We start from the raw sequence: 24,484 nt of genomic DNA on the forward strand, positions 1-24,484 counted from the left end.
TTAAAATATTATTTTATCTCTTCTTCCAAACCGTTGAGTACAAAATCCTCAAAATCATTATAAACTTTTACCTCAATATTATTTTTTAATAGAAGTGGTTGCAGATTCTTTTTTATTGCATCGGGGTTGGGATCAGCAATTACTATTTTTTTGATATTTGTTCCATACTTTATAAGTACACGGTTAAAGGCCGCTTCGTTTCCTTTCCATCCAATGATAAAAATTGTTTCAATGTGAAAAAGGTAACCAATCATGTTGTCGTGGTGAGAAGCCGGCATTGTAAACTCGTCTTTATCACGATACGGAAGTAATAAGGCCGGAAAGAATTGATCGCTGTTATTTTCAGTAATCAATTGAATTTTTGATTTATCAACGGTTAATTTTCCCAATGAATGTTGGTTGATGGCTGATTCATATCCAAACCTTGACCAGTCAACTATGCCTATAGGATCTCCGAGCATTTCAAAATATAGGGTATCGAAATCAATATTGTTTTCGTATAACCATTCCTGTGTATTGTTTCCTGTGCCGACTATTGCGGGAAATTTCCAACCCCAGTTAAAAGATCCATGCGGTTTAAAAATACAGTAAGGGCTATTATTGACTTCTATATAATCATCCATCTTGCTGATTGGTCTTTTAAAATATTGCGTGATATAATGTTCCAGTAAGTTATCCTGGTTAAAAGAAACAAAAGCAAATTTCTTGAATGATGTTCTGCCATATTCATTTTTTTTGCTTGCTGCATGGATCTTTTGAAGTTTATACGACAACAGCGCGTATAAATTTTTTGATGAATAGTTTTCTATGATATGATTACTCAGGAAACCAAGCAATCTCTGCAAGTAATACTGGATGTTGATATGCCTGCTTAAAATTTCCTGGTTGTTGTGCCTGTGTATTTCTGTCCATTCTTCTTCAAACAGGGCCTCCACATCCACGCCTTGTCCTTGTAGAATGACCAATGATTCTTTTACGCCTTTGTATGAGGCGTAATGATCTTTAAAGCATTTATCAAACAGGCCGTTGCCGAGTGGGGGACGCAATGGATCAGCTAAATAACCGGCTTTCGCTTCTCCATATACGCAGTTCGCAGAGGCACCGGCTCCAAAAATGAAAAGGTTTTTTTTGTCAAATTCGCCATAAAAAGATTGGCTTTGCGTAGGAGGTTGAACAGCAGGAAGCTGATTATGGTTTACTATTCTTGTGATAACATCGTTGCTCAGCACCCAACCATATTCCTCAATTTTTTCAATTGTTTTATCAGCCGAGGTTAGCAGTTGATAGGCGTTAGATTTATTCGCCTGGATAATTACCTTATACCCCGGTAAGGTCGGTTCAGGATATTCGTAGCCGGGATATATTTCGCCAAACCTAGTATAGAAATATTGTATCATAACCTTTGGGACTGGCTATAGCAGGTATAACATTGCGGTTTGTTCATGCTGGTTCCTTCATATTCTCCACAACGGTGGCAAACCGTTTCAGTATATTCAGGATTTTCATACTGTGCCCAGATGGAAAAGCATTCCGGGCAGTAAGGTTTGTTCGGATCAAAATGGATTCTTGTTTCACACCGGATACAATAACCACGAACTTGTTTTTTTGGAGAGACAGAAGTATTAGTTTGCTGGGTATTCGTATATATTTTCCTATCGGCTTTTTTTAAGGCAACCGGTTCGGCTGACTGAATAATGGAGGCCGTTTCTTCTACAGCTTTGTCAAATAATTCTTTATCGGTATTCCTGTTAATCAATACACCCATTTCCCTGTTATTCTTTTCTGAAAACTCATACATATTCATGGAAGTGATCACCATCTTTGTTTCATTGAAATAACATTTCGCATGCAAATTGTCAAAATAAAAAAGCTCTACATTTTTCAATTCGGCGAGGGAATTTCGCTCATTGGGCTTTAAATCATCCTTACCATAAACAATCTTAATGGCGACACCTTTATTCGAGCAATCCTTTAAACGCTCATAAAAGGTTTTGGATAATTGCAGATACGGGGAAACCAAAACCAATTTCGTTCTGGCCTCCAGTATAATGTTCTCAATATTATAAGACGTTCCGTTGGTGGTTAAAAACTCTGCCATAGTGATAAAAGTTACTTTAAATATACATAACTGCCTTACATTTAAGGCAATGGAGAAAATAAAACTCACAGAAACCGCACTTGCTACCCTGCGATACCAGTTGGCTAATATGGCGATTTTTGATGCCGTGGTTGATACGAGCCTCTCTTACGAACATTCCCTCGTTGATAGGGTGTATCACTATACCGAATTGCCTACCCTTATTAAAATAGTAGAAACTCAGCAACTGTGGGCAACGGATCTGAATTACCTGAATGACAGCACCGAATTTTCGCATGGGGTAGCACTTATCAAAGAAATCACTCAGCGCATCGCAACAGATGATAACAGGGGCATTTTAAACCAGATTGTCCTTAAATCCAAAAGATTGTATCAAAGCGACCGCTATGTTGCCTGCTTTTCAAAAAAAGGCGATCTTTTGAGCCAGTGGAGGGCATATGCAAATAACTGCAAAGGCGTTTCCATCGGGTTTAATCAAAGAGAATTAAAGTCCTGCCTCGACAGGCACGTGTATGGGAAATATATTTTGTATGACCGTGCCAAACAGGAAAGAGCTATCCGGTGGTTTTTAGAAAAGGGTGCGAACTTTTTTTTAGAAAGAAGGGAACTTTTTGACTGGGGTGATGATTTATTTGAGCAGGTGGCAGCGGTATCAATGATTGAGTTTTTAGAAATATTGATCTCGGATTATAAGAATGATTCATTTTCCGAAGAACTTGAATATAGGCTTGAATTGCGCATAGCTGATTTCCAAAAAGACGGTATACAAAAAGATATTCAATTCAGGACAAAGGAATCTGCCCGCGTGCCCTATATCTCGCTTGAAACAGAATACCATTATTTTCAAAGGACCAAAGAGATTGACGAGCCGGAACCAACCTATTTGACAAAACAATTGCCGATAGAGGAAGTGATCATTGGTCCTTTGCTCAATATGGAGGAAGCCAGTGAGGAATTGAATGCGTTGTTTAAGAAGCATCACTATGAAAATGTCACAATTAAAAAATCAGTTATTCCATATCGGTCTTAACTGCAAAATAATCTTCAAAATTCGCGCTACAGTTCTCCGGTATGAATATCCAATGCCCTATAATAGACCGGTATTTTAAATTTGTTTCTAATGTGCAACAAATAACCAGTTGTTTCTGCGTCAGGCTGGAAAAACCGGACTCATTGACCCCCATTCCCCAGAGTACTTTGACCCATCCTTCCCATTTTTGTATGATCCCTATCGACCAGATAATATTGATCCCCAAGAAGTATTGAATATCATACAGTTGTTTAAATTTCACAAATATTAAACAGAAGCATTTCATAGGGGTCAAGCACAAATGGTATCCGAGGTACTGAAATAGTGGTATTTCCATGTATGTTGTCAAACAACTCAAATAGTTCCCATTTTCTCCAATAGTCAACTTTGGAAAGTCCGTCCTAGTGTTTTGTTTTTTTGTTGAAAAATCGTTTAAACATATTGTTGTCTGTCTAAGCTAGTAGTCAACGTTCGAGGCTTTTATGGCGAATTTAAAAGTCCTTACCACAATCACACTCGATAATAAAGTCAGGCTTATAGAAGTTCATAAACTTAGCTACAGCTTCTAAGGTTTCAGTGTACCTAAAATTCAAGGATTTTTTTATCAAGTTGTCATACCATAAGACATTATCTTTTTTGGGCTTTGTGTGAATTATATCATTCCTAAATTCTTTCAAGTTCCAAATGTGTTGATTTGCTGGAGTATCCTTATCGAAAAAACCTTTGCCCATTGCATCTTTTAAAACCTCTTTGATTTTAGTTTTAAAATCAATGTTGTCTTGAATTTGGTTTTTATCAAAGGACTCTGTTTTGGAGGTCAGTTTTCTTACGAAAATATAATTGTCAGGAATTAATTGATTTGTGAATGATTCTATTGAAGTGAAAAGGTAAATCACAAAACTGCTGGTTTCGCCATAGAATTCATAGATTTCATTTATTGCAGACTCGCTGAGTTGTTCATTAAAGTCTAACTTTTTAAGTAATTTTTCCCTAGCTGCCTCTATTCTTGCGACACTAATTTGAGCATTGTGAAAATAAATGAGAGTCGGGTCTGGAACAGGGAAAACAAAATTCTTATTGTTCACTTTGTGCACAAAGCCACCATAAACATTTTTTGTCTCGGTGACAAGCAAAACAATTCTGTTCTTTTGTGCATCAAGATTTTTATGATCAAATTCTTTTGTGATTTTGAATCCATCTAAACCCTGTTTTTCAATTAATTGATTTTCGTCTTCAAACTCAAGTAAAAATCTTTTTTTAATATGTTTCATAACGAGAATGGTCTAAATAATTGTGTGAAACGTTCAGGGCTTTGCGAAAGCTGGGACTTAATATTCTGCCGTCCACTTGGTCACAATATATCGATTAGCAGAAACCAAATTACTCAAGCAGGCTCAAAATTCCTACTTCTGATTGGTCTCTTCTATCCGCCCAACTATTGCAAAACTGAAGTTATATGCAGTGCTTTTCACGAGGGATTCCACAAGTATTAAGAGATATGTGCGTCTTTAAACCTCGGATTATCTATCATATTTCTATTCCCTTTTGCAGTCCCCCTATCCAATCCATAACCTCCGCTACATTCGAACCAGTTTCATCAGTCATTCTGCGGACAAATGGACTGTTTTCCTGTTTCTCAATTTTATCGACCAGAATAGCCCGCACCCGGTTCAGCAGATTTTCATTTCCTTCAATGATCCTTTTGATTTCTCTTCCTATGATGACTGCACTTGCACTTTGCATGCTGTGCGTTTCTATATAGGGATCATCACCTGTATACATATCCAGATTATGTTCGGCATAGATCAGGTCCGGCTCCAGGTCCTCAAAATGGATGATGATATTGCCGATATCGCCCGCGTCTTTGAGTCTCAGCTCTGGTCTGTCATCGTATGAAATAAGCTTCAACAGCACGATAGCTGAAAGGGTAGCTACTTGGAAGGTATGCCCTGTATCCATCTCAACACTTTGCGTCCCGCTATCATATACTTCTTTAAAACCGTTGACTTTGATTGTGGTTAGCCCTTTGCCTTCCAGTCGTATTCCATCGTCTATCTCAATTTCCCCGAAAGGCAGTATGTCCACCTGCATTCCCGAAGGCGCGATCATGACAAAAGTATTCCATCTTGTATCTTGGTATTGCTTGTGATCTTTTAGATATTGTTTCACCTTTTCATATTCTGCGTTGCTGCCTACAAGTGCTGCGAAGTCCACATCAAATGTTTTGCGAGGTTCTTTTTTGGCGCAAGCATACCATGTGTCCCGCGCTATCGCGCCTATCAGGTAATAATCGATCCCCAAGGCCTTGAACGCTTCTTCCACTGCGTCGTACACTTCTTTTAATGCGCCTTCCTTAACGTTGCTCAAATTCATACTTAAGGTATTGGTCATAAATAATTTGCGCGGTTTCAATACATCGTGGATCATCAGTAATCACAAGGTCTGCATAGATTAGTAGAGGATGGGCGATATTTGCACCCATTGTCACCGGATAATCCGTCCTCCAGAATTTTTTAAACACCTGTAATTTGCCGTTCGGATCTGGGATCAGCCTGGCATTTTGTATGAGTTCTGGTTTGGTACGCTCGGTATAAAAAGTATAAATTTCCGGCCGTAAGTGGCCGGTCATGATCTCTGCCGCTGGTTCACCACCGAGTGCATTTTTAGCGTCCCTTCCTATCCTGTCCTGCAAATTTGCAGTGGTTGTTTCGGGGGGAAGTTTGAAATTTCCAATGTGGAGGTTGGGTTTCAGTGTTTCTCGGTAACCCGCGATCCATCTGTCGAGTAACCCCTTTTTATTTTTCAGCACGCAGGTCTTGTCAGTCATTTGCAAAATAAAACCTGCCTCCTTTAAGCCTTCTACTATCTTGCCGATGTTCCCCAATGCAACCCCTGTCATGAGAGCTGTTTCCCGATAAGGTTTGTTCAGTGCGTGTTCATCCAGTAGGAAATAAAAGACAGTTTTTAAACCTGTTTTTGTGAACGCACGATTGGTTGCTACTTTTCTTTCATCCCCCGTCTTATTGCCGTCAACCTGTATCAGATATAATCCGTGCTTGTAATAGATGTTCCCTGCCATGTCCAGGTAATTGATCTTTTTTTCCCGCAGTGCCGCCTTTGTCGCTCCATATAACTTCTGAGCTACTAGTAAAAAGGGCTTCCCGGTTGCCTTTTTTATAATATTTGGCAACTGGTAAGGTTTCACCTCTCCCTTGATTTCCACCGCAAGCCTTTGCCTTGTCTCCACGAGCCCCAGTTCTACCTCCCCATCACCTATATGCCTATCCGTGGGGGGAATGAATTTCCCCTTAATGCCGGTATGTTCCTTCAGGTTGGCTAGTGCGGTCTCTATAATTTCCTGTTCATCCATTTGTTTACGTTCATTTTCAGTGAACATGCAAATTTAGTGAACATTTTGACATTTCCGACTATTTTGTTCATTAATTTACATACGTTCACTTTCAGTGAACAAATCACATGAGTGAACACAATATGTAGCTTTTTAAAGGCAGATTATATAAACCCACCAATTTCCAAGTTTAAGTATACTTAGCTTCTTTTCTCCTTCCCCAAAGGCCATATTGCTCGCCTAAACCCGAAAAGTGATGAAAGAAAATGTAACCAGTGGTAGCCACGCTACCCCCATGCTGTTCCCCTATGAGCCGGAACAGTTCTGGCAATCCATTCGCCAGATTATCCGTGAGGAAGTAACCCAAGCCGAAAAACAAAGACCTGATTCACCCTCCTGGCAAACAACCGGCCTAACCTACAAACCCCTTTACAAAATAGCTGAGGTTTGCACCCTTTTTAATGTAACTAAGCCTACCATCTACGACTGGATCAGACACGGGAAGCTAAAGCCCTTTAAAATCCGTTCAAGGGTATTTTTCCTATGGCAGGATATTCAGCAGCTTTTACAGCCATCTGGTGAATAATCTGCCGCCTAAGCCCTGGCATGGTCAATACCCAATGCTAAGAACCTATAAAATAGATTTTGTAACTTTAAAACATGGAGGAAAAAGTGGTCATAACGGACAAGCCTGATCTACCCAGACGCCTGTTCTGGGAATTCAGGTATGATGACATAGAATGGAGGAAAGAATACCATACCGTTATTGCACGTGTGATTGAAAGAGGCACCCCGGACAATTGGACTGAAATCATCCGGTTTTATGGGGAAGCTTTTGTAATCAACGCCATCAAAAACGAGATCATATTTCTGGCCGATTATGCCATCAAGGACGTATGCGCTTATTTCCAGCTCCGTGAGGAGGAATTGTTATGCTTCAGACGCAAACAGTCGAGGCCGGGACACTGGATCTGATTAAAACCTTATTAAAAGACGCCGAGTTCTCAGCCTTTAACCTGGTCGGCGGTACGGCACTCTCTTTACAGATCGGACACCGCAAATCAATTGACATAGATCTTTTTACAAACAGGGATTTTGATGCCAAACATTTGGCCGCTCATGTATCCCGCCACTACCCTGTAGAAGAAATCAACACCCTTAAGAATGGCGTATTATGCTTTATCGGAAATGTGAAAGTGGATCTCATCGCCCATCAATATCCCAACATTTATCCGGTAACCACTGAAGATGGCATCCGTATGCTTTCGCTAACGGACATCGCCGCCATGAAACTCAATGCGATACTTAATAACGGTTCGCGGTTAAAGGATTTTATCGACCTGTTCTTTTTGCTCGAAAGGATGCCACTCGAAAAAATGACTGACTGCTTTGTGCAAAAATACCCTGATGTAAACATCCGGATGGCACATGCAGCCTTGTTGTATCATCAGGATATAAACCGATTAGAAAAAATAGAGTTCCTTTCCCGGTCGATTTCTTTTCATCAAATGGAATGGAGATTACAAAAAGCTGTCCAAAACCCCATGTCAATTTTCAAACATGAATTCACAAAATCCTTACTTATTAAGAAGCGACAAAATAAACACCGCAGAGGACCCAGATTATAAAATAAGTAGCAGGTTCGAGCTGCGAAGAAAAAATAGAAGTGAAAACGAAATTGAAGTGTATGCAAAAACTATTGGTTAGAGAAGCCAAACAAATCGATCTGGTGGAATACCTCGGAGTGCTGGATTACCAGCCTCAAAAAATCAGGAATAACGACTACTGGTATTTATCTCCTTTGCGCAACGAAAATACAGCCCCCTTTAAAGTTAACCGACACTTTAATGTCTGGTATGATTTTGGGCTTTCCAAAGGCGGGAATATGATTGATTTTGGTATCCTCTATTTCAAATGTTCAGTCAGTGAATTTTTAGACAAATTGAACCTGCAACAACCATTTTCTTTTCACCCGCCGCTATCAACAGCAAAAAAGAATGATGTAACCCCTGCTGGTGAAAAGGCAAAGATCGTCATCATCGACATCCGGGACGGCATTCAATTATTGTCTTTACAACAGTATTTATTGTTAAGGAAAATCCCCTTGCCAATTGCCAACCGATTTTGTAAGGAAATTGACTTCCTTTTATACGATAAAAAAAGCACCGCCATCGGCTTTAAAAACAGTGCCGGTGGTTATGAGCTCAGAAGCCCCCATTTTAAAGGTAGTAGCAGTCCTAAGGAAGTAACCTTAATGGGTAAAGATTTTTCCAAAACCATCCTTGTTTTTGAAGGCTTTTTTGACTTTCTGTCTTATCTGGCCATCCACCAGCGAAAACTGATCCTGCTGCCAAAACAGCAGTCCAATTTCCTGATCCTAAATTCCATAGGATTTATTGAAAAGATGAAGCCAACATTGGATGAATATGCTTCTGTTCATCTATACCTCGACAGGGACAATAGGGGCATAGCGGTCACTCAAGAAATACTGGCACTTGGCAATAAGTACCAGGATAAAAGCAATTTGTATAAGGATCATAAGGACTTAAATGAGTATCTGACCAATGAACATCCGGGACAAAGGCAATCCCCAAGAATAGGGAGAAGGCTTTAAAATTTTCAGGAGCCAGCTATGTTTCGGTTTTACCGAAACGCTGGCTTTATTCATCCCGCCATGGGGCGGGATTCATAAAGAAAACCAAATCGAGGATCAAGAAAAGTGAGCTATGATAACAGAATCAAAACCACCAAGCCGGAACAAAGGCGGGCGACCTACTAAAGAAATCAAGCGCAATAAATTATTGGGTGTCAAATGTACCTCTGTAGAAAAATTTCTGATTCGAGCCAATGCAAAAAATAGTGGGTTGACCGTTTCAGAATTCCTAAGAAATCTGGGTCTGGGCTGTAAAATTGACAGGCCAAAAATCAGCATCCCAAAAGAAATTATACAGGTTATAGGAACACTTAATCACATGGCTGCCAACCTTAACCAGATCGCTAAAAAAAGGAACCAATTTGACCAATTAAACGCACTGGAAAGAGCCCATTTAAACCAGCTTAGCCAATCTCTAAAACAACTAACCAAGGACATTAAAAACCACCTCAAATGATCGGTAAAATCATACTCGGAAAATCCTTTCGCGGGTGCATCAGTTATGTACTGGAAAACAAGCTGCCATCTGTACCCGGATCGCCCTCCTTACCTAGAGCCGAACTCATCAGTTTTAACCAGTGTTTTGGCGATAAAAAAGAGCTGATTGAACAGTTTAACCAAGTGCGGTTTTTGAACCCCAAATTAGCTAAGCCGGTAATGCATGTGATCCTAAGTTTGTCGCCAGGAGAAACCCTCAACGAAAATACCTTACTGGCAATGGTAGAAGACTGCGCCAAAGACTTAGGCTTTGAGAAGAATCAGTACATAGCTGTGACCCACAATGATACCGGTCACCTGCACCTGCATATTGTGGTAAACCGGATAGGGTTTGATGGGAAGACGTTAAGCGACAGTAATAACTTTAAAAAGATCGCTGCCTGCTGCCGCAAAATGGAGCTGCAATACAACCTACAGAAGGTCTTAAGTCCTCGTGCTTTCCAGCCAAAGGAAGGGCGCAATATCCCCCGCCTGGATAGTCGCAAAGAGGCCATGAAAACGGATATCCGGATCTCACTATTAGAAAGTTATTCTTATGAAGAATTTGAAAGCTTACTGAAGCAAAAGGGTTATGAAGTAATTAAGGCAAGGGGTATTGCTTTTCGGGATGGAAAGAAGATGTATGCCAAAGGCAGTGAATTGGGGTTTTCCTTATCAAAAATTGAAAAGATGTTACAACTGACACTTTACGAAAAGCAAAGGATGATCAGCCGGGATATCAGAAAAGAAAATGCACCTCTGCAGGATCTAAAATTCACTCATCCTGGCTCAACAAAAACCAGCGTACCGGAAAGCAAATCCGTTATACCAAATGCACTTGAAATCTTACTGAAACCTGTGCAAGATTTTGATTATTCACCTGCCCCTTTATTGAAGAAGAAAAGAAAGAAAAAAAGATCACTTCACTTATAATTCTAACTATGGAAAACGAAATTATTGAGACCGTACTTACAGAAGTGCTGGAAGAGCAGAAACAATTTTACCAACTGGCCAAAAAGAACGGTCAGCTTTTGGAAGAACAGTTGCTGGTTTTGCAAAGGATGGAAGAAAAATTTGACAGCCAGAATGAAGAACAGCAGACATTTATCAGGACGAAATTGGAGGCGTTTTCGACGCAGGTTTTCAGCCACGCCCAACCGGTAAAACGTGAGTTCCGGATCCTGCTGTTCCCGGAGCATGGAACAACTGAGTATTATAAAGTTGTATTCGGTCGGATCCTGTTCTGGCTGGTCATGCTTTGTATTGCCAAATATGCCTACCTACTGGGGGACAAATGGATTACAAAAGAATATGAAAACAATAAGTACCAGAAGGCATGGGAAACCCTCTATAAGCACCAGACTAAGGCAAATAAAAAACTGATGCAAAAAGTATTTAATGATAATTGAGACGGGATCCGGATTAGCTGGTTGATTTGTCTTCCTTTTTTTGAATAATTGTTTTACCATATTCTGCCAGAATATCCTGAATTAGCCGCACTCTTTCGGTGAGATCGAGAAGGTCTGTAAACCCAATACTATAGTCTTCCCGGTAGCGGCTATCTATATAGGCTTTCTGTAAAATATTGAATAGTCTTTTCTCGTTCTCGGTTTTTCTGGGGAAGATATCCGGAGTCCGGTAGGATACCAAGCCCGCGTATCGAAGTAACCTCTCAATATTGTGGGTACAAGAGTAGTATCCCGTTCCGATTTTTACCAATGTGCTTAATGCCTGTTCAGCCGCCTGGTGCAACATAAATGCAGCCAGCCTGTAATGTTTTCTTATACGGTACAAATCTACCCCGGCCAGAAATTCCTGAGACTTGGTTAAGCCATCCCGAAAAAGTTTTTCCAGGGTTTTCAGTTCAGTTTCTGGGTTGTAGTCACCAACCGGGGGAAGGGATAGATTCTCAGCCTCAAAAACGGGTATGGCAGTCCGGCAAACCGTCCGGGCAAAAAGGTGACCATTGGCGAGCCAGTCAGAGAATAAGTCTGTTTCCAATAAAATGATGGTTACCGGCAGTAAATTGCTACACCGTTGCTCTATTTGATCCTGCAATTGGGTCAATGATCTGTTATCGGCATTACTAATCAATACCAGAAAATAATAGTCGGACACATGCCCAGAACTGGGTGCAGTTGGGCAGAAAATACTTTCGCTACGCCGTCTGTAGAGGGAAGCCCCCAGTAAATAGATGATGTCGGGTTCTACCACCTCCTTTATAAGGGTTACGAGTTTCTTCTGTTGACCCGGATTTGACTCTATTATCGAATGATATATAGTGAATGGTTTCATGGTTTTTGGGGTAGGACGGCGGTTCTTACATAAATCAAATGGCAGGCTTCCAGCATTTTTTGTAATAGTTCCGAATTCTTGATCAGTTCCAGGTTGACACCTAACTCTGAGAGACTGCTTTTACCGAGTGCATAACTCAGAATATAGCGCAGCGTCTTTTGCCATTCTTGTTTAGTATGCCATTTGACAAATTTTTGAAGTGCCTTATAGGGATTACCGTATTCTTTTGCACTAAGACAACGTGGGAGAAAATCCCATGCCTCAAGCTGGTCATAAGGACCGCAGTATAAATGATATTGGGTGATATCTGGGGAACCGGTTGGCTTAGAAAGTATTACACGCTTTACCGTGTTGTCCTTCTTTACGATAGAATAAACAGCGGATATCAACCCTTTCAACATATCAAAAAAATGAAGCAGGTCTGTTGGAGCTCTTTTATCCCAGATACTGAGATCCTCAGAGGCTTTGAGGGCTGAAACCAGGTAATAACGGGCAAAAGGAAGGGTAAAGGATTCGAAAAAATCATGGATAACGCTATAAGATCCAACCAATTGCACATTCTCCTCTACCGCTTTGATTTGATTGTCATTTACTGAATCCTGCGTTTTCGGTTCTATTTCATTACCCTTCTGCTTGAAAATGACCCAGGCTGCTTCCACCAGTTTTTCAATATCCTCATGGGTTGTTACATGACTGGGGGCATCCGTATCATCAGCCCGGAGCGAATCATAAACCAGCTCCTGAAAACAAGCCCTTATCTGCGGAAGGGTATAACATTCAAAAAATTGATCCAAAACGCTATATGGGGCTTCAATCTCGTCAATGCTTAATCGTAATGGATTAAGATGCCATTCAGGATACTTAGTCAGTAATTCCCTCCTTGGATTCTCTTTCATAGCGTTTGATTTTTACCAATCCAAGTTCTGGAGCCTGCTTTGACTAAACAATCTGATAGAAAGGTATTTTACCGGAAATATGGGTATTTACCCCGGTATATTACCTATCTTACTTTTAGTATATTTGTTCAAACGACAATCCGCAATTATGGAAAAGACTATTCATCAGGGAAGGAATATTAAGCGTTTCAGAGAGATGTTGGGGATCAAACAGGAAGGTTTGGCATTGGAATTAGGCGAAGACTGGAACCAGCGTAAAATATCGCTTTTGGAACAAAAAGAAGTAGTTGAGCAGGAATTGTTGGAGCAAGTGGCTAAGGTCTTGAAGGTGCCTGTGGAAGCGATTAAGAATTTCGATGAGGATGCAGCGGTAAGTATTATTGCAAATACTTTTACTAGTCATGACAACTCCACATTAAATGCAGTAAATAATTATTGCTCTTTTAACCCAATTGAAAAGATTATTGAATTATACGATGCTTTAGTCAAAAGTGAAAAAGAGAAAATTGAATTGATGCAAAAGATATTAGATAAAATAAAATGATCTTATTTTATCGCGCTTTTATCAATGCAGATGATTTTTCTGAGCGTTTGTACTGTATAGCTGAAAAAGAAATTGAGCGAGTGAAGGCGGATGATATTGATAACCTTTTTAAGCACATTTTCTGAAATCCAGAAGTACTATGACCTGGATTTTGAACAGGAGAGTAAAGAATTACACCGCCTGGAATCAGAATACGATGAACCCGAAAAAGAGAATGAACGTATTGACTATACGGAAGAAAGGTCTTCTGGTCATGATGAAATCGCTGATATTTTTTCAAGCTTTCTAGCAATGGAATAAGTGTGCAATATTAATACGACGTGCTTTCAGACTCTTGAGCACAGAAAAAATGGCTGGAAAATCAAGTATTTCTGCCCTGAAATAAAGCTACCTTTAAAATCCCCCCAACTTAAAACCTGGGTACTTCAGTTCAGCCTTTTTGCATTAATCATTAAACCATGCAAACAATCGATCCATCACAACAATTCCTGCAGGTTGTATGCGCAGATGCAGAAGCGCAGATACTGCATTTAAAGGCCGATGACATCCGCGCTTTCCAACTTCGGAATGTGACGGATACATTAGCCAAAGCAAAAGTGCTATACGAGTCCCAAGGAAAGCCTTCTGGCACCGTTAACCCGAAAGTCGCGATTGCCATTCTTGATAGCTGCGCTAACGAGAGCCAGGCTGAGGTGCAGGATCTCTGGGCGGGTCTTTTCGTGTCCGCGATCGCGGACAAACCAACAGACGAAAACCTGGTTTATGCCAGTATTTTAAAACAACTATGTCTGCACGAAGCGCGCATCCTCCAGTACATGGTGGAAAACTGCAAGGTTTCCTTTATTAAGAATACCTGCCTTCCACGCGCGAGCGGCAAAAGCTTATATTATACCCAGTTTGAACCACTGACCGATGGTGGGGATATCGCCTACGTACAGGGCTTATTGACCCACATGCTTTCCCTACGCCTGAATTATATACACTGGGATCATTTTGGAGAAGTGTTTCGCTTTATGGCTGAAAAAAATGATTACGTAATCCATCTTATACCTACTACACTAGGGCTGAACCTATACCAACGATGCATTGGATATGCTGGATCAATTACTGAATATTTTAAAGAGAAGAACAATGGCTTATAAAAAACTATTCGACAACATTGCAACTGCCATTGAAAGTAGGTTTCTGCAAATTTCCGCGCGCTACGGCTTTGATCATGGCGATGAATTCGAGATAGCGCTCTGCGAACTGCTAACAAGCATTTTGCCGGATCAGTATGGTGTATGCCGAGGGTTCATCGTGGATGAGAAAGATGCATTTGCAGGGGATGACATTATTATTTATGCAAAGGACCGTTTTCCCACCATACGTGTTGAAGCAAGCGACAAGTTTTCTGTTAAGCAGGAAATTCCGGCCGAAGCAGCATATTGTTATATTGAAGCCAAGCATACACTAGTGTTTGGCAAACCGGAAAGCGGGCAGGGTTTTGAAAAAGCATTTGCGCAAGCGGCAAAAGCCAAATCTTTGTTCAGGGAAAAACGAGACACCTATGCGATCGATCCCTATACTGTGTTGCAGAATATGGAACAGGTGGGTGCCGACCACTTGCCGCAAATCCAGAACCCGATGTATACGGCTATCATCGCGCGGCATGTGAAAATCGAAGGGGCTGGCGACCTGATGGACGCTCTCGGTCGTTGTGCTTTGCCGACAGGAATGCCCTATCCCGACCTGGTTGTAGCAGGCGAAAAAGATTTGTTGTTCCCAGGGCTTTCTGGACAGGAAAGAATTGTGTACGAATCACCCTTTTTTGTTGAAGGACGATCCAAATTGATACATAAAAAAGTAGAACCGACTTCCGCTTTATCAGTTGGTATTGTAATGCTGCTTTATGCACTGGACCGCATCCGGCTTGGCAAAATGCCTTACGCTAAAATGATCATGAGTAATCTCGTGTCGCACCCAAACAAGTAGACAATGGATCCTCACTTATTACAACCAAGGCAGCCGTCGCCTTACCAGTTGCGTAGCTTGTTGATTAGTCCCGGCTATCCCCTTATCCCCTTTTTCCCGCCACAGGAATTTGCAAATCCTTATCTCACAGGTTTACGTTTACTGCCCAAAAATCTCGTGCAATTAAACGACCGAACAACGCAGTGGATCGCCCTCGGCTGGACAATGCACCAGTACACAGGACTCGACCTGCAGGTCGTTTATGAACATAACCTTGATATTTATCTTGACAATGCCAGTAACATTCCTGTCACTTTTGTATTCATTGATCCTGGCGTTGAGAACCGTCAGCGTATACTTGATAAATTAAATGCAAAGGAATTCTTCTTTTATACAGTGGATGGTAAAACAGTTCCACATATAGGGTCACCCGCCGAACTAGTTCAGTTACTTAAACGGGACTGCAATAAAATCATGGCGCATTTCAGAAAATATGGCGACCCTGTGGAACTGGATTTTGACCAGCAGGTTCCTCCCGAATTTGCAGGCTTCAACCAGCGAGACCCTTTTGTTCCTTCTCTCAATAACCATTGCATTCTGAACCAGTACGTCGGCAATTGCTGGCATGAGTACGATAGCGATAAGGACAGCAGGACGGAAGAGGAAGTGATAGAAGAGACGGCGCGAATGGGTCAACGTACAGAACGAATTCTCATCGTAAATGATCAAATCGATAAGATTGATCGCTTCCGTATGGTGCTACTTGAAGACGACACGCCACGCCTGCCAACCAATATTCCGCGTTTTACGCCGCTCATTGTTGTGGCACCTTTTCATTACCCCAGGATTGATGATGTGATCTCGAAAAAGATCCGGGAACTATCCGGTTATTCCATGGTACGTGATCTTTATAAAAGCGAACAGGATAATGATTACCGCGGTAAGATCGATGCTTCGAAATTCGCTGACCCGGAAAGTATGATGGAAGCTCTTAAAGCAAGTGTGCAGTTACTGGGTGACAAATCCTATTTTCTAGATACGGTGGGTTACCTGCACGCAACGTTTACCTATTCGCCGGTTTTGCGCTTACCGATCAAAGGACCTTCCTTAAACAAACACATCTCTATTTTCAATCCCGATGCACCACCGCCCGCGCCGCAGAAATTCTTCCGCATGGTACAGCAATTCGGTGAAGCTTATGTGCAAGAAACGATGCATCCTGAACTGATCAAACAATTTACCGTTAAGGACCGGCAACTCGTGTGCATCAGCGATCTTCCGGTAGAATGGTTCAATATTGACGGTGTACCCCTTTCATTTTCGCACGATGTGTGCCGTATTCCCGAACTGCCGTATGGTGGTATACTTGCCACCTACCTTAAAAACCAACTTGTGAAGTACACGGTACCGGAAGACATATTATCTAAGACATTGGTATTGCTTTGTGTACCCACAACACATGGCCGCAACAAGGCTTTTGATGATGCGTTTAAAAATGTTGAGGCGAACAGCAATTTTTTTGGTTACAAAACGGTGAGATGTGACAGTATAGCAGATGCGCAGGCTGCCATTGAAAAATATAAACCGGGACTACTTATAATCGATTCCCACGGAAAGACGATGAAAGAAGATAAGACCACTCTGATCCAGTTCGGGGAAGATTGGGTTGGGGGAGACGAGATCATCATGCGCGGGATAGCAGCGCCGCTAGTGATACTTTCTGCGTGCAGTACGATTCCCAATTGGGGTTATTTCAACCCAATCAGCAACGCTTTCCTAGAAGCAGGTGCGCTTACCGTGACAGGAACATTTCTTCCGATTGGTGTGTTTTCGGGCGCAGTGTTTTACCAGCGCGTGCTTCATAACCTTAAGATGGCAGCAAACCAACCAATACACCAGAATTGGCTCAATTATATGTCGCATTGCATCCGCACCATGTATATGTTCGAGATCCAAAACGCTGCCTTGCAACAGGTGGCAAAAATGAAGTTACGTCCTGCACAGCAAGAAAAGTTCATCTTGAAAATACGCGCGCTTACTGCAATGTTTCTTAATTCATCCATGCTTTTCAAAGCGAGACGACCAATCTTCAGAGACGTTATCGATTCATATAATAAAATGCACAAGGAAATTAAAATAACAAAGTCACTCCTGTCAATGGAGCAGTTACTTTACACTAACATCGGCCGATCGGACCTCATTCTGTTTGAAAGTTGGCTGAAAGAACACCAGGTTGATCCTACAGCACAAATGCGACAGTAAAAAAACTACCACATCTGACTAATTTCAATACCCTTCCCACACCAGCTTCTTTACATCCCAAAAAAACTTAATTAAGTTTTCATTTACTCAAACTTTCCGCGTAACAGTTTCATATCCTTACTGATCTTTGTATCCAAAATTCTTGCATAGTGTTGGGTTGTCTTTAAATTCCGGTGTCCGAGCATTTTGGAAACAGTTTCAATCGGAACCCCATTGCTTAAAGTAACAGTTGTTGCAAAAGTGTGCCGGGCAATATGATAGGTAAGGCTCTTAACGATGCTGCACAAGTCTGCTATCTCTTTTAAATAAGCGTTCATTTTTTGATTACTTAATATAGGTAGTATTCTATCTTCTAAAATACATGAGGGGTGGTTCTGGTATTGATCAAGTATAGCAAGTGCAGGAGGCAATAAGGGGATCCTGGCTGTAACATCTGTCTTTTGCCGTTTGCTGATAATCCATTTTTCACCATCAACACCAATAATAATGTCAGTACGACGAAGTTTTTTTACGTCTGCATACGCTAACCCTGAATAACAACTGAACAGGAATATATCCCTCACGAGTGTAAGCCGTTCAATAGAAAATATTTTGGAGGCTATGGTCTGCAATTCCATTTCAGTTAATGCGGTTCTTTCTACCTCTCTTTTTGGCATTTTAAAGCCCATAAAAGGATCTTTCTGTAGCCAGCCATTTAAGAGACACCGCTTTACTATTTTTCGGAAATTGCTTAAGTATTTCATGGTTGTATTATGGTCACACTTGCGAACGCTCTTTAACCAAAACTCATATTCAGAGATAAATTCATAGTTAAGTCGGCTAATGTCTATATCAGAAATCTTATACTTCCATTCCAGAAAAGACCTCGTATGATTGTAGGATGTGGTATAGCGTTCAAGAGTTCCCGCTGCGTATTCACTGCCAACAAGTACCGCCATCTGATCATTGTGATGTTTAAATACCTCCATCAGCATGTATTTATGGACACTAATCTCCTTTCCTAATATCAGGGTTTTAATATTTTCTGCAGTAACCGGATGATCATTTTCAAGCAAGTCTATACGAGCATCATATACCTTTCGTTGCAATACATCCAGATAAGAATTAAGAGACTTGGCGAACTCAGTTTTGCCGTCAACTCTGCCAGCACCAACATTCCATTTTTCAGAATCACATTTCCTTTTAACGCTTATTTCCCGATAATCTCCATTAACGGTTATTCGCATGTAAATGGGAAATTCATTCTCATTGTTTATACATTTTTTGAGGTGAAAATGTAGACCAAAACTTTTTTCCATAATTACTCCACTTAAAAGGTGATAAAATTACGCTTCGGGCGTAGTGAACTGAATAGTTCAGGTCTTATAAAGTGTTAATAACGAGTCGTTTGTGTAAAGTAGCCGGAGTAGTAGTAAAGTTTAGCACTACTCCACGAATTACTCCGTCAACTATGGCAATAAAGTGGGGTAAATACGGGTAAGGCTAAAAAGCAAAAAGCCCGCAAACCATTGATTTTGCAGGCTTTTCAGCTTTAAGTACATCTTACTTAATTGTTACTCGCAGAGAGGAAGGGATTCGAACCCTCGATACGGTTTCCCGTATACACACTTTCCAGGCGTGCTCCTTCAACCACTCGGACACCTCTCTGTTTATGACGGGATATACGGCCCTTGGACAAGGCCCCCGTTTTAAGGACTGCAAAAATAGCTTTTCAGCGTTAGCAACCGAATATTTTTTGGGCATTGGCCGTTGTAATGGCCGCCATCTCGGCCGGAGAAAGGTTTTTTACCTCAGCCAAACGGTTCAGAATGGGCTCCAGATAGCTGCTCTCATTGCGTTTGCCGCGGTAGGGTACCGGACTGAGGTAAGGGGCATCTGTTTCAAGCACCAGGTATTCGGGGCCTATTCCGGCCAGCGCATCGGGTAAACCGGCGTTTTTATAGGTTACTACTCCACCAATACCCAGGTAAAACCCCATTTTCACGATCAGTGCGGCATCCTGTGCCGAACCGCTGAAACAGTGAAAAATACCCCGTAGCCCTTTGGCGGCAAAGGGTTTTACAGCAGCAAGCGTTTCCGACATGGCTTTGCGGGTATGGATCACAATGGGCAGGTTCCGGTTCAGCGCCCACTGCATTTGCAGGTTGAAAGCTTCAAGCTGTTCGGCGGCAAAGGTTCTGTCCCAATAAAAATCCAGACCAATCTCGCCCACGGCCACAAAAGGCTTTTTTGCCAGCCATTCTTCCACAATGGCGAGTTCTTCCCTGTAATTGGCTTTTACATAACAGGGGTGCAATCCCATCATGGCTATACAAACGCCGGGATATTGGGCTTCGAGTGCCAGCATACCGGGAATGGCTTCGCTATCTATCGCTGGCAGGTAAAACCGCGACACCCCTACAGCCAAGGCCCGCTGGATCATGGCATCCCGATCGGCATTAAATTCTTCGGAATAGAGGTGGCAATGGGTATCTATCAGGTTCATAGAGCAAAATTCCTCCTAAAAACGATACAAACCCAATCAGTCCATGGGTTATTGGTTTTTTAGAGGATAAAATACTAAAATCCAATGCGTTGTCGTTTAGATAGCGAGGACTATTCTACTATGGTAGCGCCTCAACCAACCAATACTAACCGCTGTTTTTATAGGGTACGGATTAAAAAAAGTGCCGGTGTTTCCACACCGGCACAGTTGTTTGTAGTCAGTTGGGGTTAGCGTGTTGAAGGGATCGTCTTAAATACATATCCTTCTTTACTGAAATATTCCAACACCCGCGGTAGTGCATACTGCATCCTGTTCCAGGCTTTTGTACTATCATGAAAAACAATAATGGAACCGGGTTTGCTATGATACACCACATATCCCAGGCAGGCTTCGCCGGTAAGCTGTTCATCAAAATCGGCACTGAGCACGTCCCACATAATGGTTTGGAGTTGGGGGTTTTGGGTTTGGAGTTTTTGTTGCTGGCTGCGTTTGATACGGCCATAGGGGGGACGGAACAGATCAGACCGGATCAGGGTAGCGGCCTGTTTTACCTCGTGCATATATACTTCATCACTCACTTTCCATCCGTTTACATGATGCTGGGTATGGTTCCCAACAGCATGCCCTTCAGCTAAGATCCGTTGATATATCTCGGGGTAGGCTGCCACATTTTTGCCTATACAAAAAAAAGTGGCTTTGGCGCCAAAACAATGCAGCTGATCCAGCACATAGGGCGTAGCCATTTCGTGCGGACCATCATCAAATGTGAGATACAGTATTTTCTCCCGCCCCGGGATCCGCCAGGTCAAACCAGGATACAACCGGCGCAACCACCAGGGTGTTTTGATGAGATACATGGCGCAAAGATAAGGGGCAGAATATCGAACAGACGAATATCGAACAAGGAACAGACGAAGGAAGGCCGAAGGAATAAGGCTGTCTTCCCTTCGACATTCGATATTCTCTGTTCGATATTCGATATTCACCTTCCCCTCCGATCCTTGTTCATCTGTTCCTTGTTCATCTCTTCCCTTCGACATTCGATATTCCCTGTTCGATATTCGATATTCACCTTCCCCTCCGATCCTTGTTCGTCTGTTCCTTGTTCGTCTGTTCATCTGTTCTTCTCTTCCCTTCGGCATTCGATATTCCCTGTTCAATATTCGATATTCACCTTCCCCTCCGATCCTTGTTCATCTGTTCCTTGTTCATCTGTTCATCTCTTCCTTATCTTTGCCCCATGAATAAGAAGGTCCGCGTACGTTTTGCCCCCTCGCCTACCGGGGGACTGCATTTGGGTGGGGTGAGAACAGTGTTGTTTAACTACCTGTTTGCCAAACAGCAGGGAGGAGATTTTATATTACGTATTGAAGATACCGATCAGGGACGTTTTGTGCCCGGCGCAGAAGAATATATCCTGAACACTTTACGCTGGTGTGGACTTGAACCCGACGAGAGTCCGGTGCATGGCGGTCCTTATGCCCCTTATCGGCAGAGCGAGCGCAAACCGAGCTATCGCCAGTATGCCGAGCAATTGGTAAAAGAGGGATATGCCTATTATGCGTTCGATACACCAGCCGAACTGGAAGAGATGCGGATTCGTTTTAAAACGACTGAAAATCCTTCCCCCCAATACAACCAGCAGATCCGTGAGCAGATGCGCAATTCATTAACCCTGGATGCAGCTGAGACAGAACGTTTATTAGAAGAGGGAACACCCTATGTGATCCGTATCAAAATGCCCGAGAATGAAACCATCCGTTTTGTGGATATGATCCGCGGGGAAGTTTCTTTCCATACTTCGCAGGTAGATGATAAAGTTTTATTGAAAGCCGATGGTATGCCCACTTATCACCTGGCTGTGGTGGTGGATGATTATGCGATGAAGATCACGCATGCTTTTCGTGGTGAAGAATGGTTGCCCTCTGCACCTGTTCATTTACTGGTATGGAAATACCTGGGATGGGAATCTGACATGCCGGAATGGGCACATTTACCCCTCATCTTAAAACCTGATGGTAATGGCAAACTGAGCAAACGCGATGGCGACAGACTGGGGTTTCCGGTATTTGCCATGGACTGGACCGATCCCAAAACCGGCGAAACCACCATCGGATTTAAAGAAAGAGGGTTTGTACCCGAAGCTTTTGTGAACCTGCTTGCCATGCTGGGCTGGAACGATGGTACCGATAATGAGATCTTCTCTTTACCGGAACTGATTGAGAAGTTTTCGATTGAGCGCGTACACAAAGGCGGCGCCAAGTTTGATTATGAAAAAGCCAAATGGTATAACCATGAATGGATACGCAAGTTAGGAGTTGGGAGTCTGGAGTTGGGAGTGAAAGCGGAATTTGAAAAAGGGGGAATCCGTATTGCCGATGATGATGCGTTACTACCGAAAGTGATAGAACTGGTGAAAGACCGTTGTACGCTACTGCCTGATTTTGTGCAGCAGGGAAGTTTCTTTTTTCAGGCACCAGCTACTGTTGAAGTAGACGCCATCAAACCCAAATGGGACGATAAGAAAAACCTGTTCTTTACTGAACTGATCAGGGCTTATGAGTTAAGCAATACCTGGGAAGCACAGGGACTGGAAAATGAATTCAAGGAACTGGCAGCTGCCAATCACCTGAAACCGGGCGAGCTGATGTTGCCCTTCCGTATTATGCTGGTGGGTGGCAAATTCGGGCCGGGTGTATTTGATATAGCGGCGTTGATAGGTATGTATGAAACGGTTAACCGCATCAAACATACCCTGGCTCTGCTGCAATAATTCTTATATTGTTTTACTTCGCCTCAGAGCTTTTGCGGACAAATAGTACCGCAAAGTTGCTGAGGCGTCTTTTTTGTATATCTTGTTGGAAATCTTTCCTGATGAAGGCTTTGTCCAGACCGGTATACATCATTGGTTTTTTTGCGCTGATCAAATTACTGATTCCCTTCGTACTCATCCATCCTGGTTTTGAATTGCACAGAGACGAACTGCTTTACCTCGCCGATGCAGATCATATGGCATGGGGTTATATTGAAATGCCTCCCTTACTGGCCGCGCTGGGCTGGTTAAGCAAACTGGCCGGCGGTTCTGTTTACACGGTTTATTTCTGGAGTGGTTTATCCGGTGCTTTAACGATGATAGTAGTGGGCAAAATAGTGTTAGCCTTAAAAGGAAACAGTACAGCTGTATTCTTTGCCTGCCTCGGTTTTCTTTGTGCAGGTTTTCTGCGGATGCATATCCTCTTTCAGCCTAATTTTCTGGATGTATTTTTCTGGACACTAAGCAGCTACCATATTATCTGCCTGATCAACTCTCCGCACAAAAAATATTTCTACTACCTCGGAATCTGTTTTGGGTTGGGAATACTCGGTAAATATTCTACTGCTTTTTATATACTCGCATTTACTGCAGCCCTTTTACTTACGCAACAGCGCAGATGGTTATTGAACCCTCATTTTTATTGGGCGATGTTGTTGGGCGTACTGGTCTGCTTGCCCAACCTGTATTGGCAATACATCCATCATTTTCCGGTAATGCACCACATGAACCTGCTTACCAAACAGCAGTTACAATATAATAGCCGCACAGATTTTATGGTGGATCAATTACTCATGCTCCTGCCCGGCTTTTTTATCTGGATAGGCGGACTGTGGTATATACTGATGAAACAAGAAGGAAGGAAATACATGCTGATTGCATTTATCTATATGGGCATCATCGGCCTCTTGTTATACTTTAACGGAAAAGGATATTATGCTGCGGCTATTTATCCAACCCTTGTGGCGTTTGGCGGCATCTGGCTCTCAGGATGGATGAGAGGAAAATATGCCGTCTGGATCGGTGGTACCATGGCAACACTTATGCTGGCATTTACGCTGCTGATACTCCCCATCTTGATTCCTTACCAGTCGCCGGAGAAACTGGCAGCAACTTATCAGAGAATGGGCATCGGGAAAAGTTCTATGCTACGCTGGGAAGATCATAAGCAACATCCATTACCACAGGATTTTGCCGACATGATCGGCTGGAAAGAAATGGCCGATAAAACAGCGAAGATTTACCATAGCTTGCCCGATTCTGTGAAAAAGCAAACCATGATCTATGGCGACAGTTATTCGCACGCAGCCTGCCTGAGTTTTTACCGAAAACCCCTGCACCTGCCGGAGATCTATAGCGATGATGCCAGTTTTCTGTTCTGGTTACCCGATCAATTCAACTACCGGTATTTTTTATTCGTAACAGATGACTTACCAGACGCCGATGATTCGTTTTTTAATCACTGGGGCAAAAGAGAGATCCTGGACTCTGTTACCAATCAACTATCCAGGCAGTATAAAGACAAGATCATCTTCTACAGCGCCCCCGATGATTCCGTAAAAGTGATCGCCGAACGCAATATCAAAGCGGGCAGAAAACAATTTAATCTTCGATAAAATCAACTAATGAA

The 24,484-nt window shown here is 42.2% G+C and carries 25 protein-coding genes and 1 tRNA gene; 15 read left to right on the forward strand and 11 right to left on the reverse strand.

Translation table 11 applies throughout. The annotated features are described in order from the left end of the window. Positions 1–8: 8 nt before the first annotated feature. Both AC1RNB_RS12420 and AC1RNB_RS12425 read right to left on the reverse strand, forming a co-directional pair. Positions 9–1,397, reverse strand: a complete 1,389-nt coding sequence (locus AC1RNB_RS12420; protein WP_493083222.1) for a hypothetical protein — start codon at positions 1,395–1,397, stop codon at positions 9–11. After that, positions 1,394–2,167, reverse strand: a complete 774-nt coding sequence (locus AC1RNB_RS12425) for a phospholipase D family protein (RefSeq protein WP_493083224.1) — start codon at positions 2,165–2,167, stop codon at positions 1,394–1,396. Before AC1RNB_RS12425 ends, AC1RNB_RS12420 begins: the two co-directional genes overlap by 4 nt. Here AC1RNB_RS12425 and AC1RNB_RS12430 point away from each other — a divergent pair. Further along, positions 2,148–3,128 (forward strand): DUF2971 domain-containing protein, encoded by a 981-nt coding sequence (locus AC1RNB_RS12430; RefSeq protein WP_493083226.1) that lies wholly within the window; start codon positions 2,148–2,150, stop codon positions 3,126–3,128. The two genes, AC1RNB_RS12425 and AC1RNB_RS12430, sit on opposite strands and share 20 nt — an antisense overlap. A gap of 491 nt (positions 3,129–3,619) precedes the next feature. Here AC1RNB_RS12430 and AC1RNB_RS12435 read toward each other — a convergent pair whose 3' ends face one another. From AC1RNB_RS12435 to AC1RNB_RS12445, 3 genes are all read right to left on the reverse strand, one after another. Continuing rightward, positions 3,620–4,399, reverse strand: a complete 780-nt coding sequence (locus tag AC1RNB_RS12435) for a hypothetical protein (protein WP_493083227.1) — start codon at positions 4,397–4,399, stop codon at positions 3,620–3,622. A 256-nt stretch (positions 4,400–4,655) separates the two neighbouring features. Then, complete coding sequence (locus AC1RNB_RS12440; protein ID WP_493083229.1) at positions 4,656–5,519, reverse strand: hypothetical protein; 864 nt, start codon at positions 5,517–5,519, stop codon at positions 4,656–4,658. After that, the gene (locus AC1RNB_RS12445) at positions 5,482–6,498 is read right to left on the reverse strand and encodes a type IV toxin-antitoxin system AbiEi family antitoxin (RefSeq protein WP_493083231.1); all 1,017 of its coding nucleotides are present in this window, start codon (positions 6,496–6,498) and stop codon (positions 5,482–5,484) included. Before AC1RNB_RS12445 ends, AC1RNB_RS12440 begins: the two co-directional genes overlap by 38 nt. Positions 6,499–6,733: 235 nt before the next feature. Between AC1RNB_RS12445 and AC1RNB_RS12450 the strand changes: the two genes are divergently transcribed. The 7 genes from AC1RNB_RS12450 to AC1RNB_RS12480 all read left to right on the forward strand — a co-directional run bounded on the left by AC1RNB_RS12450 (position 6,734) and on the right by AC1RNB_RS12480 (position 11,016). After that, positions 6,734–7,063, forward strand: a complete 330-nt coding sequence (locus AC1RNB_RS12450) for a helix-turn-helix domain-containing protein (RefSeq protein ID WP_493083233.1) — start codon at positions 6,734–6,736, stop codon at positions 7,061–7,063. A 74-nt stretch (positions 7,064–7,137) separates the two neighbouring features. Beyond that, the gene (locus tag AC1RNB_RS12455) at positions 7,138–7,452 is read left to right on the forward strand and encodes a DUF6922 domain-containing protein (RefSeq protein WP_493083234.1); all 315 of its coding nucleotides are present in this window, start codon (positions 7,138–7,140) and stop codon (positions 7,450–7,452) included. Further along, a complete protein-coding gene (locus AC1RNB_RS12460) occupies positions 7,410–8,105 on the forward strand; it encodes a nucleotidyl transferase AbiEii/AbiGii toxin family protein (RefSeq protein WP_493083235.1) in 696 nt (231 codons plus the stop codon). Before AC1RNB_RS12455 ends, AC1RNB_RS12460 begins: the two co-directional genes overlap by 43 nt. A gap of 59 nt (positions 8,106–8,164) precedes the next feature. Continuing rightward, a complete protein-coding gene (locus AC1RNB_RS12465) occupies positions 8,165–9,091 on the forward strand; it encodes a DUF8464 domain-containing protein (protein WP_493083237.1) in 927 nt (308 codons plus the stop codon). Between the two features lie 112 nt (positions 9,092–9,203). After that, positions 9,204–9,587 (forward strand): plasmid mobilization protein, encoded by a 384-nt coding sequence (locus AC1RNB_RS12470; RefSeq protein ID WP_493083239.1) that lies wholly within the window; start codon positions 9,204–9,206, stop codon positions 9,585–9,587. Further along, positions 9,584–10,540, forward strand: a complete 957-nt coding sequence (locus tag AC1RNB_RS12475) for a relaxase/mobilization nuclease domain-containing protein (protein ID WP_493083241.1) — start codon at positions 9,584–9,586, stop codon at positions 10,538–10,540. Before AC1RNB_RS12470 ends, AC1RNB_RS12475 begins: the two co-directional genes overlap by 4 nt. 8 nt (positions 10,541–10,548) lie before the next feature. Then, positions 10,549–11,016 carry a hypothetical protein gene (locus AC1RNB_RS12480; RefSeq protein WP_493083243.1) on the forward strand — a complete coding sequence of 156 codons (468 nt, stop codon included), beginning with the start codon at positions 10,549–10,551 and terminating at the stop codon, positions 11,014–11,016. Between the two features lie 13 nt (positions 11,017–11,029). Here the strand turns inward: AC1RNB_RS12480 and AC1RNB_RS12485 are convergent, their stop codons facing one another. Then, positions 11,030–11,902 (reverse strand): HEPN domain-containing protein, encoded by an 873-nt coding sequence (locus AC1RNB_RS12485; RefSeq protein WP_493083244.1) that lies wholly within the window; start codon positions 11,900–11,902, stop codon positions 11,030–11,032. Continuing rightward, on the reverse strand, positions 11,899–12,798 hold the full coding sequence (locus AC1RNB_RS12490; protein ID WP_493083246.1) for a hypothetical protein: 900 nt from the start codon (positions 12,796–12,798) through the stop codon (positions 11,899–11,901). The genes AC1RNB_RS12485 and AC1RNB_RS12490 overlap by 4 nt, the downstream gene beginning before the upstream one ends. 148 nt (positions 12,799–12,946) lie before the next feature. Between AC1RNB_RS12490 and AC1RNB_RS12495 the strand changes: the two genes are divergently transcribed. The 5 genes from AC1RNB_RS12495 to AC1RNB_RS12515 all read left to right on the forward strand — a co-directional run bounded on the left by AC1RNB_RS12495 (position 12,947) and on the right by AC1RNB_RS12515 (position 17,557). After that, positions 12,947–13,342 (forward strand): helix-turn-helix domain-containing protein, encoded by a 396-nt coding sequence (locus tag AC1RNB_RS12495; RefSeq protein ID WP_493083247.1) that lies wholly within the window; start codon positions 12,947–12,949, stop codon positions 13,340–13,342. 90 nt (positions 13,343–13,432) lie between these two features. Continuing rightward, complete coding sequence (locus tag AC1RNB_RS12500; protein WP_493083248.1) at positions 13,433–13,642, forward strand: hypothetical protein; 210 nt, start codon at positions 13,433–13,435, stop codon at positions 13,640–13,642. 158 nt (positions 13,643–13,800) lie between these two features. Continuing rightward, a complete protein-coding gene (locus AC1RNB_RS12505) occupies positions 13,801–14,484 on the forward strand; it encodes an Abi-alpha family protein (protein WP_493083250.1) in 684 nt (227 codons plus the stop codon). Further along, on the forward strand, positions 14,435–15,316 hold the full coding sequence (locus tag AC1RNB_RS12510) for a DUF6602 domain-containing protein (RefSeq protein WP_493083252.1): 882 nt from the start codon (positions 14,435–14,437) through the stop codon (positions 15,314–15,316). Before AC1RNB_RS12505 ends, AC1RNB_RS12510 begins: the two co-directional genes overlap by 50 nt. Before the next feature lie 3 nt (positions 15,317–15,319). Continuing rightward, positions 15,320–17,557 carry a CHAT domain-containing protein gene (locus AC1RNB_RS12515; protein ID WP_493083254.1) on the forward strand — a complete coding sequence of 746 codons (2,238 nt, stop codon included), beginning with the start codon at positions 15,320–15,322 and terminating at the stop codon, positions 17,555–17,557. 83 nt (positions 17,558–17,640) lie between these two features. On the opposite strand, the gene AC1RNB_RS12520 is transcribed toward AC1RNB_RS12515, so the two are convergent. From AC1RNB_RS12520 to AC1RNB_RS12535, 4 genes are all read right to left on the reverse strand, one after another. After that, on the reverse strand, positions 17,641–18,855 hold the full coding sequence (locus AC1RNB_RS12520) for a site-specific integrase (protein WP_493083255.1): 1,215 nt from the start codon (positions 18,853–18,855) through the stop codon (positions 17,641–17,643). A 262-nt stretch (positions 18,856–19,117) separates the two neighbouring features. Then, positions 19,118–19,204: transfer RNA gene (locus tag AC1RNB_RS12525), tRNA-Ser, on the reverse strand. 70 nt (positions 19,205–19,274) lie between these two features. Continuing rightward, positions 19,275–20,042 carry a TatD family hydrolase gene (locus AC1RNB_RS12530; RefSeq protein ID WP_493083257.1) on the reverse strand — a complete coding sequence of 256 codons (768 nt, stop codon included), beginning with the start codon at positions 20,040–20,042 and terminating at the stop codon, positions 19,275–19,277. Positions 20,043–20,269: 227 nt separating this feature from the next. After that, on the reverse strand, positions 20,270–21,082 hold the full coding sequence (locus AC1RNB_RS12535; protein ID WP_493083259.1) for a polysaccharide deacetylase family protein: 813 nt from the start codon (positions 21,080–21,082) through the stop codon (positions 20,270–20,272). Between the two features lie 200 nt (positions 21,083–21,282). Between AC1RNB_RS12535 and gltX the strand changes: the two genes are divergently transcribed. Both gltX and AC1RNB_RS12545 read left to right on the forward strand, forming a co-directional pair. Beyond that, positions 21,283–22,815 (forward strand): glutamate--tRNA ligase, encoded by a 1,533-nt coding sequence (gltX, locus tag AC1RNB_RS12540; protein WP_493083261.1) that lies wholly within the window; start codon positions 21,283–21,285, stop codon positions 22,813–22,815. 101 nt (positions 22,816–22,916) lie between these two features. Beyond that, complete coding sequence (locus tag AC1RNB_RS12545) at positions 22,917–24,470, forward strand: glycosyltransferase family 39 protein (RefSeq protein WP_493083263.1); 1,554 nt, start codon at positions 22,917–22,919, stop codon at positions 24,468–24,470. Positions 24,471–24,484: the final 14 nt, after the last annotated feature.

The sequence above is a fragment of the Sediminibacterium sp. GW821-FHT12F12 genome (assembly GCF_058806635.1).